This window comes from Pantoea sp. PvP021 (assembly GCF_054056055.1).
This window is the reverse complement of the sequence record NZ_JBSRXX010000001.1, coordinates 1,863,461-1,876,419: the sequence shown is the minus strand read 5'-3', so window position 1 is coordinate 1,876,419 and position 12,959 is coordinate 1,863,461. Positions and strand designations below refer to the sequence as shown.

Annotated in this window: 13 protein-coding genes; 7 read left to right on the top strand and 6 right to left on the bottom strand. The window is 58.4% G+C overall.

What is annotated here, in order from left to right; translation table 11 throughout:
• The first annotated feature begins 144 nt into the window (after positions 1–144).
• Entirely contained in the window at positions 145–537 is a 393-nt protein-coding gene (locus tag ACVKSX_RS08795; RefSeq protein WP_033785405.1) for a YgiW/YdeI family stress tolerance OB fold protein, read from the top strand.
• 35 nt (positions 538–572) lie between these two features.
• On the opposite strand, the gene dbpA is transcribed toward ACVKSX_RS08795, so the two are convergent.
• The 3 genes from dbpA to ACVKSX_RS08780 form a co-directional block, all read right to left on the bottom strand.
• Positions 573–1,955 (bottom strand): ATP-dependent RNA helicase DbpA, encoded by a 1,383-nt coding sequence (dbpA, locus tag ACVKSX_RS08790; protein WP_167423921.1) that lies wholly within the window; start codon positions 1,953–1,955, stop codon positions 573–575.
• A 1,276-nt stretch (positions 1,956–3,231) separates the two neighbouring features.
• A complete protein-coding gene (locus tag ACVKSX_RS08785; RefSeq protein ID WP_354438536.1) occupies positions 3,232–4,620 on the bottom strand; it encodes an amidohydrolase in 1,389 nt (462 codons plus the stop codon).
• Positions 4,621–4,710: 90 nt separating this feature from the next.
• Positions 4,711–5,571 (bottom strand): LysR family transcriptional regulator, encoded by an 861-nt coding sequence (locus tag ACVKSX_RS08780; protein WP_010255227.1) that lies wholly within the window; start codon positions 5,569–5,571, stop codon positions 4,711–4,713.
• Between the two features lie 87 nt (positions 5,572–5,658).
• On the opposite strand from ACVKSX_RS08780, the gene ACVKSX_RS08775 reads away from it, so the two are divergent.
• The 6 genes from ACVKSX_RS08775 (at position 5,659) to yniD (ending at position 11,362) form a co-directional block, all read left to right on the top strand.
• Entirely contained in the window at positions 5,659–6,828 is a 1,170-nt protein-coding gene (locus ACVKSX_RS08775) for a cyanate transporter (protein WP_354438535.1), read from the top strand.
• Positions 6,829–7,033: 205 nt separating this feature from the next.
• On the top strand, positions 7,034–8,689 hold the full coding sequence (gene lldP / locus ACVKSX_RS08770) for an L-lactate permease (protein ID WP_010255230.1): 1,656 nt from the start codon (positions 7,034–7,036) through the stop codon (positions 8,687–8,689).
• The gene (lldR, locus tag ACVKSX_RS08765) at positions 8,686–9,459 is read left to right on the top strand and encodes a transcriptional regulator LldR (RefSeq protein ID WP_010255231.1); all 774 of its coding nucleotides are present in this window, start codon (positions 8,686–8,688) and stop codon (positions 9,457–9,459) included. Before lldP ends, lldR begins: the two co-directional genes overlap by 4 nt.
• Entirely contained in the window at positions 9,459–10,646 is a 1,188-nt protein-coding gene (gene lldD, locus ACVKSX_RS08760) for an FMN-dependent L-lactate dehydrogenase LldD (protein ID WP_354438534.1), read from the top strand. The genes lldR and lldD overlap by 1 nt, the downstream gene beginning before the upstream one ends.
• 58 nt (positions 10,647–10,704) lie before the next feature.
• The gene (locus tag ACVKSX_RS08755) at positions 10,705–11,133 is read left to right on the top strand and encodes an OsmC family protein (RefSeq protein WP_022625164.1); all 429 of its coding nucleotides are present in this window, start codon (positions 10,705–10,707) and stop codon (positions 11,131–11,133) included.
• 121 nt (positions 11,134–11,254) lie between these two features.
• Complete coding sequence (gene yniD / locus ACVKSX_RS08750) at positions 11,255–11,362, top strand: small membrane protein YniD (protein WP_022625163.1); 108 nt, start codon at positions 11,255–11,257, stop codon at positions 11,360–11,362.
• Positions 11,363–11,477: 115 nt separating this feature from the next.
• Here yniD and ACVKSX_RS08745 read toward each other — a convergent pair whose 3' ends face one another.
• The 3 genes from ACVKSX_RS08745 to ACVKSX_RS08735 form a co-directional block, all read right to left on the bottom strand.
• Positions 11,478–11,708, bottom strand: coding sequence for a hypothetical protein (locus ACVKSX_RS08745; protein ID WP_029519422.1), 231 nt, complete (start codon positions 11,706–11,708; stop codon positions 11,478–11,480).
• Positions 11,709–11,807: 99 nt separating this feature from the next.
• A complete protein-coding gene (locus tag ACVKSX_RS08740) occupies positions 11,808–11,978 on the bottom strand; it encodes a hypothetical protein (protein ID WP_003850083.1) in 171 nt (56 codons plus the stop codon).
• A 172-nt stretch (positions 11,979–12,150) separates the two neighbouring features.
• A complete protein-coding gene (locus tag ACVKSX_RS08735; RefSeq protein WP_010255238.1) occupies positions 12,151–12,801 on the bottom strand; it encodes a CPBP family intramembrane glutamic endopeptidase in 651 nt (216 codons plus the stop codon).
• Positions 12,802–12,959: the final 158 nt, after the last annotated feature.

Sequence of the window (12,959 nt, the reverse complement as noted above, 5' to 3'; positions counted from 1 at the left end):
TGGTGAAATAGGGTGTGAACAGGTTATCGGCAGCAAACGGAAAAAGGTGAGAAGAGAAGGGTGAAATAAAACGGACGCCAATTAATGTGCCAGGATTAACCCTGAAGGTTCAACATGGACACCTTTCCAATAAAGGAGTGTGAAATGAAAAAAGTGATTTTGGCGTCGTTGCTGGTGATGATGAGTGCGGGTGTTTCGGCCGAAGAGGGCGGATACAAAGCGGGCGATACGCCACCACCGCAACACAAGCAGGATGCCGGCTATAAAGGTTCAGAAGATACCGGTCAGACGCATATTGATCAGATCCGCGATTTCCGTCAGGGCGGATATGTGACGCTGGAAGGTTACATCCTGAAGAAAGAGCAGGGCGAACGGTATCAGTTCCGTGACAACACCGGCACCTTACCGATTATCGCGCCGAAGAAGACCTTTGATGGTAAAACCTACACCGCAGAAGACAAAGTACGCGTCAGTGGCAAGGTACAGGGCAAAGGGGATAAAACCACGCTGCATGTGACCCAAATCGAAGAGCCGTAACAAACCGGGCGAGATAATCTTCTCGCCCGTTTTATTTAGTCCTTCAGCAGAATCGCCCGGCAGGTTTTGCCTTTGATTTTGCCCTGCTTGAGTTTAACCAGCGCATTTTTGGCCTGATTCGCCTCAATCGCCACGTAGGCGTGGGTCGGCGTCAGGACAATTTTGCCGATCTGCTCGGCACGATAACCCGCTTCACCCGTCAGCGCGCCCAGAATATCTCCCGGACGTATCTTGGCTTTACGGCCACCATCAATGCATAAGGTCATCATAGCTGCAGGCAGCGGCTTGCTGCTGCCCTTTTTCAGCGTGCTGGCAGAGACCCACGGCAGCTTCTGCTGCAGGAAATCTTCCAGCGCATGCGCGCGAGCCATCTCATCGGCAGCAACCAGGCTGACCGCGACGCCATGTTCGCCCGCACGCGCCGTACGACCAATACGGTGCAGGTGAATTTCAGGGTCCCAGGCGAGCTGATAGTTAACCACCATCGCCAGCGATTTGATGTCGAGTCCGCGTGCAGCGACGTCGGTGGCGACCAGCACGCGACCACTGCCGTTAGCGAAGCGGATCAGCACGCGTTCACGATCGCGCTGCTCCAGATCGCCATGCAAGGGCAGGGCGCTGATATCACGCGCGTTAAGCGCCGCGGCGACATCATCACATTCACGTTTGGTGTTGCAGAAGACCACACAGGATGAGGGCTGGCGATCGCTGAGCAGAGCTATCAGCAGACCCAGTTTTTCATTGTGGCTGGCTTCGAAAAACTGCTGATCGATTGAAGGCAGTTCGCTGACATCTTCTGTCACCACGCTCAGTGCATCACGCTGAAAGCGGGTGCTGATAGCCGTAATGCCGTCTGGCCAGGTGGCGGAAAAGAGCAGCGTCTGGCGCGAGGTGGGCGTCGCTTCAATGATCGTTTCCATATCATTCAGGAAACCCATCTCCAGCATCCGATCGGCTTCATCCAGTACCAGCGTGCTGAGCTGGTCCAGCTTGAGGTTTTCGCGGTTAATGTGGTCGAGGATACGACCCGGCGTGCCGACCACGATATGGGGCGGATGCACCAGCGAATCACGCTGTGCGCTCATCGGCTGTCCTCCACACAGAGTGAGAACTTTGATGTTGCGGGTGAAGCGCGCCAGCTGGCGCAGCACATTGCCTACCTGATCCGCCAGTTCACGGGTCGGACAGAGAATGAGTGCCTGGGTCTGAAAGCGGGCGCTGTCGATATGGTGCAGTAAACCAATACCAAAGGCAGCCGTTTTACCGCTGCCGGTTTTCGCCTGCGCGCGCACGTCGCGTCCCTGCAGAATGGCGGGCAGCGTAGCGGCCTGCACGGGCGTCATGCTGGTGTAGCCCATCTCGCGCAGGTTTTCGAGCTGGCTGTCGGGAAGCGAATTGAGGGTAGAAAAAGCGGTCACGGGCGCGGCCTCTGAGGCTGAAAGTGTAGGGCATTATTGCGGGGCAAGTCTGGCAGAAAGCACGCCTGACAGCAACGGGAACCTCGATGGTTAGCAGTATGAAACTATATCTGTCAGAGGGCTTAGGAATAGACTGAAGTTTACGGGAAAAAGGTGGTTTATTTTTATAGATTAACCCCGACTCAATATGATTGTTCCAGGATGACGATCCTTTGAGGCCAGTGGTTATTTGATAAGTAGCCGTTTTTAAATATTTATTTCATTGTTAATCAGATAAATCCTTAACTACTACTCCAGTAATAGAATTAATCATTAAAAAATATCACCACTGGTGCCGATAAAAATCCTGAGCTAATTGCTTTATATTTAGCGCGCCATATTCCTGGTACAACGACCGGTAGAGGGTATTTGCATTGAGTAATCGCATCCAGGGACCACATGAAAATGTGCTTAAAATAGTAGGCCGCGCCGTACTGACACTGCATGTTCATGGAGAGAGCTTATCGGCTGATAAGATCGCTTCGATGATTGCGTGTTATGCGGAAGATGAGCCCTGTGATCAGGAAGATCGTCGCTTATACGCGCTGGCAATGGAACTAATGTCGAATGATAAATGGGCCAAAAGCGCGTAACCCGCACTCCGCTCAGGTAAATGCAGAGCCTCCCTTGTGGAGGCTCTGTTGTTTTTGGGGGGAGTGGGTTTGCGTTGTGGGGCAGGTACTGGCTCCCGGCGCTTTAGGTAAGGTGGTCGTCTGTAACCGGGCCGGAGCCAGCTCGATCTCTCCGCATTTGCTGAGAAGGCTCAGCGCGGTCGATTACGCACCTCATCCCTGAGGTGCGCCCGTAGCCGGGCCAACGCTTTGCGTCGTTCAAAAACGCTCCCGGCGTTTTTGTCCGTGGCCCGTGATGCTTTGCTACAGGCATATGCTCCCTTCGCTTCACGTCCGGCAGATGCTTCCCGTTTCAGGACCGTCGCTGCTGGTAAACCACGGGTACTGAGAATCTATCAGCAATAAACAAGCTTAAAGCGCAGGGAAGCCGGTCAGAAGAGGAAAGCGTCCCGCGCCAGGGACGGCGCGGGCCGAGCGGCCATGGATGGCTTAAGCGCCTTTCCGATCTGACCGGTTTCCCTGAGCCGGCTCGATCTCTCCGCATTTGCTGAGAAGGCTCAGCATGGTCGATTACACACCTCATCCCTGAGGTGCGCCCGTAGCCGGGCCAACGCGTTGCGTTGTTCAAAAACGCTCCCGGCGTTTTTGTCCGCAGCCCTGCTGTTTCAGGCCGGGGCCAGCGCAAACACTGGTTTACCGCGTGAGAAGGTCGCGACGACTGGCGAAATTCGTGCCACGGCTTCGGCGGAACAGCTCGCCGCCACCAGCATCATGCTCGCTTCATCGCCCGGTACTGGCCACTGGCGGTCACCCTGGGCTGTCAGCGGCAGCCGATCGTCTGTGGCGATCGCCAGCGCCCGCGACAGCGAGAACTCATCCGATCCCCGATAGAGCTGCGCATAGAGATTCGCTTTTTCCAGCATGCTCCCGGTGCCAAACGGTGACCAGTGATCGATAACGCTGTCGGTGCCGGTCATCACCTTCACGCCCGCTGCCTGTAATTGCGGAATCGGCATGGTCAGCTTGCCGATCGGCAGCGTAGAGGCGACGCTGAACTGCTGCTCCGCCAGCCCTGCGATCATCTTATCCAGCGTACTGCCGGACAGGGTCGCCAGCGCAAAACCGTGGCTCAGCGTCACTTTGCCCTTCAGCGCTGGATTCTTTGCCACGGTGTCAATCATGTACTGAATCGCCGCCACGCCAGCAGGTGAGGTTTCATGCAGATGTATATCCACGCCGCGCTGATAGTCGAGCGCAATCTGGAACATCGCATCCAGTGACTTCTCCATGGCACCATCGACATTGGTGGGGTCCAGGCCGCCGACATACTCAACGCCGTGCTGCATCGCCTCGCGCATCAGCCCATCAACCTGCGAGTGCAGCAGGCCGTGCTGTGGAAAGGCCACAATCTCGCAGGGAAAGGCGGGGTGACGGGCTAATGCCGCCTGCAGATGCTCCAGACTTTGCAGGCCGCTGACCGGATCGATATTGCAATGGCTGCGGGCGCGGGTGGTGCCTTTGGCGTGCAGCAGAGCGATCAACCCTTCGGCGCGCGCCTGAGAGTGCGGCAGCAGTTGCGGAATCAGCACCTGTTCACGCGCAATCATGTCCATGATGGTTTTGCCCTGACGGGGACGCGGAGCCTGCCACGGGCCGCCGTAGAAGGTTTTATCAAGGTGGATATGCATATCCTGGGTGGCGGGCAGCAGCAGGGCATCCTGTGCATCCCACGACGGCAGGGTGCTGTCACCCTGACCCGCGGGTGTCAGCTGGTCAATTTTACCGTCGCGCACGCTGATGTCGTAACGCCCGGTCCGGGTCGCAACGATCTCATCATCCTCACGGATAAAGCCCTCCTCCAGCCGCACATTGCGCAGCAGATAGTGATCCTGCCGGGGCAGGGCGGCGGGCTGGTCGGGATTGATGGAGGACAAAGGTGATGGCGTGGCGGCACTGGCCTGGCCGAGACCGGCGGCCAGCAAGCCGCCTGCGGCGGTCCATCGGACGCCCTGCCCAAGGAAATCACGGCGGCTCGGCGAAGAGGAAATAGGCATCAGAGGCTCCTGCAAAGTGAACAAGGTCTTAATCTGACAAACGACGCTTCACCCTGCTGCGTTATTTTCCACTGACGACTATTCGATATCTCACTGCCAGCGCAGCTGGCTGAAGGTTGCCAGGGATTCCGCCAGCTCGCGCTGCAGCGGATCCTGCGGATGACGACAGAACAGCGCCAGTTCGAAGGTATCAATCACCGGCAGACCCTGTTCCGGGCCCAGTACACGATGTTGCGGCAGGCGGCAGCTGGCGGGCAGTAATGTCAGCCCCAGACCCTGCGCACTGGCGGCGGCCAGCGCGACCAGGCTGGCGCTGCTGTAACTAATGCGCCAGCTACGGCCCAGTGCGTCGAGCGTCTGACACACCTCATCGCGATAGAGCCCCTGCTGGGGAAACAGAACCAGCGGTACCGGCGTCTGCTCAAAGCAGGGCCACTCTGCGCTATCGAGCCACAGCAGGGGTTCAGGACGCGACGCCAGCGGACGCTCGCCAGCGGGCTGTTTAATCAGCATGATATCGAGCTCTTCACGCTGCCAGGCGCGACGCAGCTCCACCTGCATGCCGCTCATCACGTCCAGCCGAAGTTGCGGATGGTCGCGACTGAAGTGCGCCAGCAGACCGGCCGTGGGCGCCGCGAAATCTTCCGGCACGCCAAGACGCAGCACACCGTCGCGCCACTGGTCACTTAGCACATCGTGCGCTTCCCCATTCAGGGCGATAATCCGCCGGGCGTAGCCTAAAAGCTTCTCGCCCTCTTCGGTTATCTGCACCTGATGCGAGGAGCGGTTCAGCAGCTCTTTGCCGACCATCTCCTCCAGCCGTCGCACCTGCTGGCTGACGGTGGATTGCGACAGGTGCACCCGGTCAGCGGCGCGGGTAAAGCTGGCGGTTTCGCACACCGCGACAAAGCTGAGCAGCTGTTGCGGAGTAAACATTGGCTGACGATTCATATTTCCACTACCTGGCAGAGTAATATTTCATTTCCAGATAGTAGCGACTGCTGCCAGGCTGGCAACTTTTAACTGTGTGGATCTCAGATGAAGAGAGAGAACAACCTGCTGCTGGCGGCGCTGGTGCTGGCCGGGCTCAATATGCGACCGCTGATGACCTCGGTTAGTCCGTTACTCGGCGAGCTGAGGCAGAGCATCGGTCTGTCGCCGCTGGCGGCATCGCTGTTGCCTGCGGTGCCGATGATGATGATGGGTGCCATTGCGTTAGTCAGCGCCCCGCTGATGCAGCGCTTTGCGGTACGTAAACTGCTGCTGGGTGGCCTGTTGCTGCTGTTGCTGGCGCTGGTGAGTCGGCTGTTTGTGGCTGACGGAGGCTGGCTGGTACTGAGTACTGTGCCGGGAGGGGCGGGCATTGGCATTGTGCAGATGGCGATGCCGGGATTGATCCGTCAGCGATTTGGCAGCCGCAGTGCCGGCGTGACCGGACTGTGGGCAGCGGCGCTGATGGGCGGCGGTGGGATTGGCGCGGCGATCTCGCCGTGGCTGAATGGGCAGCTTGGCTGGCAGGGCGCGCTGAGCAGCTGGGCGCTGCCGGTGGTGCTGGCCATCCTGCTTTGGCTGTTTATCACCACCCCACGTGCAACCCGGACAGAGGCCGCCGCTCTGCCTTCGCTGTGGCGGAAAACCCGCGCCTGGATGCTGGCGTTGAGCTTCGGTCTGGTGAACGGCGGATATGCCATCTGTGTCGCCTGGCTGCCCGATTTTTATCATCAACTCGGCTGGAGCGCACAGGCGGGCGGGTCACTGCTTGGCATGATGATCGGCTGTCAGGTCACGGGTGCGCTGCTGCTGCCCTTGCTGGCGCGGGGCCGCGATCGCCGTCCGCTGCTGCTGCTGACACTGGCGATGCAGTTCAGCGGCATGCTCGGTTTCCTGTTTGCGCCACAACTGGCACCGTGGCTCTGGGCGGGGATTGCGGGCTTCGGGCTGGGCGGGGCATTTCCGCTGGCGCTGGTGCTGGCGCTGGATCATCTGGAGCAGCCGCAGGCTGGCGCGCGGCTGGTGGCTTTTATGCAGGGCGTCGGCTTTATTATCGCGGGCAGCATGCCGTTTATCGCCGGGCAGTTGCATGCGCTCACCGGTCACTTCACCAGCGTCTGGTTATTGCAGGCGGCGGTCACGCTGCTGTTAATCGTGCTAAATCTGCGTTTCCATCCGCGCAGCTATCAGCACGCCTTTCCGGAGGTGAATCGCTGATTTTGGTCCGACCAATACCGGCAATATTTTTCTCTGGTTCACACTCCGGGAAAATTCGCGCATCTTCTGTTGCCATAGGTTAACAATGCGTTAACTATCTGTTGCCATAAGCCCCGACAGAGCGGTTTGGTCTGACCAATCCGGGGCAGATGGCACCAGCGCTGCGGCTGCGTGCCACGTCACCTTTTCCTCTGGAGATACTGGCATGCAGATCTGGCAACAAAACTACGATCCGCTGGGTAATATCTGGCTTTCAAGCCTGATCGCACTGATCCCGATTCTCTTTTTCTTCTTTGCGCTGATTAAGCTGAAGATGAAAGGCTACCTGGCGGCCACCACCACCGTGGTGCTGGCGCTGCTGGTGGCGCTGTTTCTCTATCAGATGCCGGTTGCACAGGCGCTGGCCGCCGTGGTGTATGGCTTTCTCTATGGCTTGTGGCCGATTGCCTGGATTATTGTCGCCGCGGTGTTCGTCTACAAGATCTCAGTCAAAACCGGCCAGTTCGACATTATCCGCGCCTCTATCCTGTCGATTACTCCCGATCAGCGTCTGCAGATGCTGATTGTCGGCTTCTCGTTCGGGGCGTTTCTGGAAGGGGCTGCGGGCTTTGGTGCGCCGGTGGCGATTACCGCCGCGCTGCTGGTGGGACTCGGCTTTAATCCGCTCTACGCCGCCGGGCTCTGCCTGATTGTGAACACCGCGCCGGTGGCCTTTGGCGCGATGGGCATCCCGATTATTGTGGCGGGGCAGGTGACCGGGCTGGACAGTTTTGCCATCGGCCAGATGGCCGGACGCCAGCTGCCGCTGCTGACCCTGATTGTGCTGTTCTGGATTATGGCGATCATGGATGGCTGGCGCGGAGTGAAAGAGACCTGGCCGGCGGTGGTCGTGGCAGGGGGATCGTTTGCCATTGCCCAGTTCCTCAGCTCCAACTTCCTGGGTCCGGAGCTGCCCGATATTATCTCGTCGCTCGCCTCGCTGATTTCGCTGACGCTGTTCCTGCGGGTCTGGAAGCCGGTTCGCATCTTCCGCTTTGCCGATGCAGAGGCGAAACAGGGCGATCCGTTGCTGCCACCGCAGAAGTATCGGCTGGGGCAGGTGATCCGCGCCTGGATGCCGTTCCTGTTTCTCACCGCCACCGTCACGCTCTGGAGTATCCCGCCGTTTAAAGCGCTGTTCGCCAAAGGCGGCGCGCTCTATGAGTGGGTGCTGGCTATGCCGGTGCCGATGCTGAATGAGCTGGTGGCGCGGATGCCGCCCGTGGTCGGCACTGCAACCCCTTATCCGGCCATCTTTAAGCTGGATCTGGTGTCCGCCACCGGCACCGCCATTTTAATTGCGGCGATCATGGCGATGATTTTCCTGCGCATGAAGCCAAAGGCAGCATTGCAGACTTTTGGTGAAACGCTGAAAGAGCTGGCGCTGCCGATCTACTCTATCGGGATGGTACTGGCCTTTGCCTTTATCTCGAATTACTCCGGGCTGTCTGCGACGCTGGCACTGGCGCTGGCGCACACCGGCCACGCTTTTACCTTCTTCTCACCGTTCCTGGGCTGGCTGGGCGTCTTCCTGACCGGATCAGACACCTCATCGAATGCGCTGTTTGCTGCTTTACAGGCCACGACCGCGCAGCAGATTGGCGTCTCCGATATTCTGCTGGTGGCGGCCAACACCACCGGTGGCGTGACCGGTAAGATGATCTCGCCGCAGTCGATCGCTATCGCCTGTGCGGCGGTCGGGCTGGTGGGTAAAGAGTCCGACCTGTTCCGGTTTACCGTTAAACACAGCCTGATTTTCACCTGTATGGTCGGTGTGATAACCACGCTTCAGGCCTACGTCTTCCCCTGGATGATCCCATGAGCAGCAATGCCGATCCGCTGGTGACGCGCCTGCGGGCCTATATCACCGAACATCAGCTCGAGCCGGGCATGCGCCTGCCCGCCGAGCGGCAGCTCTCTGCGGAGCTTGGCGTCTCGCGCTCCTCGCTGCGTGAAGCCATACAACAGTTGATCAGCAACGGCATGCTGATTAGCCGACGCGGCGGCGGCACCTGGATCCGTCAGCAGCTGGCGCCCTGGTCGGAACAGCGCATCGTCGAGCCGATTCGCCAGCTACTGCGCGACGATCCCGACTACCGCTACGACATTCTGGAAGCGCGCCATGCCATCGAGGCCAGCACCGCCTGGCACGCCGCACTGCGCGCCACCGACGCCGACAAAGAGAAGCTGCAGTACGCTTTCGACGCCACCCTGAAGCTGAAAGAGAGTGACGATCCCGATCTCGCCGCCCAGGCGGATGTGCGCTTCCATCTGGCGATTGCTGAGGCGTCGCACAACGTAGTGCTGTTGCAGACCATGCGTGGTTTTTTTGAGCTGCTGCAATCGTCGGTAATGCAGAGCCGTCAGCGCATGTATACCCAGCCCGCGATTTTCGCCCGCCTGACTGAACAGCATCAGGCGCTGCTCGATGCGATCCTCACTGGCGATGCCGACGCTGCGCGCCAGGCGGCGATGCAGCATCTGGGATTCGTGCACACCACCATGAAAAGCCTGCATGAAGATGAAGCGCGTCAGGCGCGCATCACCCGCTTACCGGATAACGACACACGCAACCCAAAGGAATCTGACTGATGATTATCTCCGCTGCCAGTGACTATCGCGCGGCCGCGCAACGTATCCTGCCGCCGTTCCTGTTTCACTATCTTGATGGCGGTGCCTATGCCGAGCACACCCTGCGTCGCAACGTAGAGGATCTCTCGGATGTGGCGCTGCGCCAGCGCATTCTGAAAAATATGTCGGAACTGAGTCTTGAAACCAAACTGTTCAATGAAACCCTGTCGATGCCGGTTGCGCTGGCACCGGTCGGCCTGTGCGGCATGTATGCCCGCCGGGGTGAAGTGCAGGCGGCGCGCGCGGCAGACCTGAAAGGCATTCCGTTTACCCTGTCGACGGTCTCGGTCTGCCCGATCGAAGAGGTGGCCCCGCAGATTAAGCGCCCCATGTGGTTCCAGCTCTATGTGCTGCGTGACCGCGGCTTTATGCGCAATGCGCTGGAGCGCGCCAAAGCCGCCGGTTGCTCCACGCTGGTGTTTACCGTGGATATGCCCACGCCGGGCGCGCGCTATCGCGATGCGCACTCCGGGATGAGCGGCAATCACGCGGCGCTGCGTCGTTACTGGCAGGCGGTCACCCATCCACAGTGGGCGCTGGATGTGGGTCTGCAGGGGCGCCCCCACGATCTGGGGAATATCTCCACGTATCTGGGCAAGCCTACCGGGCTGGAAGATTACATCGGCTGGCTGGCGAATAATTTCGATCCCTCTATCTCGTGGCGCGATCTGGAGTGGATCCGCGAGTTCTGGGATGGGCCGATGGTAATCAAGGGCATTCTCGATCCGGAAGATGCGCGTGATGCGGTGCGCTTTGGCGCCGATGGCATCGTGGTCTCTAATCACGGCGGACGCCAGCTGGATGGCGTGCTCTCCTCGGCGCGTGCGCTACCGGCCATTGCCGATGCGGTAAAAGGTGACATCGCCATTCTGGCGGACAGTGGCATTCGCAACGGGCTGGATGTGGTGCGGATGATTGCGCTGGGCGCAGACAGCGTGCTGCTGGGACGGGCATTTATTTATGCGCTGGCAACCCACGGTCAGCGCGGCGTAGAAATCCTGCTGACGCTGATTGAAAAAGAGATGCGCGTTGCCATGACCCTGACCGGCGCGAAGTCGATCGGTGAAATTACCCGCGATTCGCTGGTGCAGGCGGAAGCGTTACTGGCACCGCAGAGCACACCGCCACGTCCCCGCGCGGTGAGTTGAGCCTGCGAAAATGAATGTATTGTCTATACTTAGCTTCTTTACCAACAGGAGGAACGACATGACCATTCATAAGAAAGGTTCGGCGCATTGGGAAGGCGATATCAAAGGCAAAGGCACCGTCAGCACCGAGAGCGGCGTGCTGAGCCAGCAGCCTTATGGCTTTAACACCCGTTTTGAAGGCGGCAAAGGCACCAACCCGGAAGAACTGATTGGTGCAGCGCATGCAGCCTGTTTCTCTATGGCGCTGTCGCTGATGCTGGGCAACGCGGGTCATCCGCCGGAAAGCATTGATACCACGGCCGACGTGTCGCTGGACAAAAAAGGCGATGGCTTTGCTATTACCAAAGTGGCACTGACCAGCACCATCTCTCTGCCAGGCATTGATGAGTCGACCTTCGACGAGATCATCAATAAAGCCAAAGCGGGCTGCCCGGTTTCTCAGGTACTGAACGCGGAAATTACGCTGGATTACACCCTGAACAACTGATGCCGGTAACGGGTCGCCTTTTGGCGGCCCGGGCGTTATGCTATGCCTCACCGGTCCTGTTGCTGACCGGAACAGATGCGCCTTCTGGCGCATCTTCGCTTTCTGACCAGAGGAAACTGAGGTGACGAGATACCGGGCAGCCAAAAAGTACTGGAAGATGGTGCTGGTTCTGTTGTGCATCTGTGGCGCGCTGCTGCTGATTCGCTGGGCTGCCATGATCTGGGCCTGAACAGATGAAGGGGATTGGCCGCCACACGCTGGGCATATTATTAATGGTGATTATTGTGCTGGAAGCGGTTCACTATCTGCTTACTGCCTCATGGCTGCCGTGGCGATAAACGCGCTCAGACAAAGGCATCCTCGCGCCTTTTAGCCCGCACATCGCTGCGCGCAATGCGATAAGCCTTGCGCGGATCGCCCACCACAAACTCAAAGGTTGGCGTGTAGTAAAATGGCAGCCAGCCGCCATAGCTGCTCTCCCACTCCCAACGGACGGGGCAGGGCCACAGAATGCCATCATACAAAAGATAGTAAACCCAGCGTCCACCAGGACGACGGGGGCGTGATGTTTTCATGGGATTCACAACGATAATGGTTAACAACAGCTTATATTTTGTACGCTAAAGCGTCAGCTTGCAACGTTACAGCCCTGCTTTATTGAACCTGGCCCTGAATTAGCGATGTACTTCGCCGCACAGCAGTACCACATTCGGTCTGACTTTATGAATGCGGTTCGCCATCGTTTCACAGTCGACCTTCGTCGGATAGATGCGCTCTGATACCGGCAGCGCCTCGCAGGCATCGTAGCCGCATGCGCTCACTAACAACACAAATCCTATCAACATAGATCCTCTCCTTTACACGGTCTGGTGGTCCGGACTGTGGTGCTTTTTATCCCTTTTTAACATCCAGTATAGACAAACGTGCCGGGGCGGCATTGTCAGTGTGAGCTATGGTCCGCCAGCCAGGGTGTGATGCGGCGGCCTGTAAGGTGTGTCAGAAGGGGCGGGCCTGGCGCTAGCCTGCGAAATACCAGGCGGGCAGCAGCGCAATCAGGTTATTCAGCGTGTGCAGGAAGATGGGCAGCGCCAGACTGTTACTCCGCAGCCGGGCGTAACAGAGCAGTAGCGAAAACAGCGTCAGGGCGATAAGGGTCTGCCAGTGCACATACTGCGTATGCATCACCGCAAACAGCAGTGAGGTCAGCAGCATACAGGCAAAGCGGCTCCGTGGCGCCCACAGCAGAAAGCCCTGCAACAGAAAACCGCGGAACAGCACCTCTTCAAACACCGGTGCGAGCAGCACGGCGGTGAGCAGCAGGATCAGCAGCGAATTACGTCCCTGCTGGGCCTGCATCACCAGCCATCCTTCCGGCTGCATGAACTGCATTTGTGCGGCCATCAGAACAAATAGCGCGCCAGTAAACAGCAGAGTTTGCAGCGTGCAGAGTTCACCCAGCGGCAGGTCTGTACGGCGCTGGCAGTAAAAGCGGTAAAGCGGATAGATAACAGCAAATTCAAACAGGCAGAGCACCGGCACCAGCAGGCCGTCATTACGCAGCACGCTGTAATTAGGGAACAGCGTGATCAGCATGGTAACCAGGTAATAGACCACAAAGCTGCCGACGTAGAACAGCGTCAGTGTCACTCTGTCGGAATTGGTATTCATAGGCGACTCTGCCAGCGAAGGTTAGCGCATAGTAGCAATGCACCAGATCGCTGTCGAGTCAGCCTGTAACACAATATTTAAGCGCAAAATGTTAACCGCAGACTAAACACCCGCGCGCGTGAGCCGATAACTGAGGAAACTAATCTGGTCAGCACTGC

Bases quoted from the DNA above. Each gene is read 5' to 3' on its own strand.
- ACVKSX_RS08795 (WP_033785405.1), top strand. From the start codon at position 145: ATGAAAAAAGTGATTTTGGCGTCGTTGCTGGTGATGATGAGTGCGGGT.
- ACVKSX_RS08785 (WP_354438536.1), bottom strand. From the start codon at position 4,620: ATGCCTATTTCCTCTTCGCCGAGCCGCCGTGATTTCCTTGGGCAGGGC.
- ACVKSX_RS08780 (WP_010255227.1), bottom strand. From the start codon at position 5,571: ATGAATCGTCAGCCAATGTTTACTCCGCAACAGCTGCTCAGCTTTGTC.
- ACVKSX_RS08775 (WP_354438535.1), top strand. From the start codon at position 5,659: ATGAAGAGAGAGAACAACCTGCTGCTGGCGGCGCTGGTGCTGGCCGGG.
- lldP (WP_010255230.1), top strand. From the start codon at position 7,034: ATGCAGATCTGGCAACAAAACTACGATCCGCTGGGTAATATCTGGCTT.
- lldR (WP_010255231.1), top strand. From the start codon at position 8,686: ATGAGCAGCAATGCCGATCCGCTGGTGACGCGCCTGCGGGCCTATATC.
- lldD (WP_354438534.1), top strand. From the start codon at position 9,459: ATGATTATCTCCGCTGCCAGTGACTATCGCGCGGCCGCGCAACGTATC.
- ACVKSX_RS08755 (WP_022625164.1), top strand. From the start codon at position 10,705: ATGACCATTCATAAGAAAGGTTCGGCGCATTGGGAAGGCGATATCAAA.
- ACVKSX_RS08745 (WP_029519422.1), bottom strand. From the start codon at position 11,708: ATGAAAACATCACGCCCCCGTCGTCCTGGTGGACGCTGGGTTTACTAT.
- ACVKSX_RS08740 (WP_003850083.1), bottom strand. From the start codon at position 11,978: ATGTTGATAGGATTTGTGTTGTTAGTGAGCGCATGCGGCTACGATGCC.
- ACVKSX_RS08735 (WP_010255238.1), bottom strand. From the start codon at position 12,801: ATGAATACCAATTCCGACAGAGTGACACTGACGCTGTTCTACGTCGGC.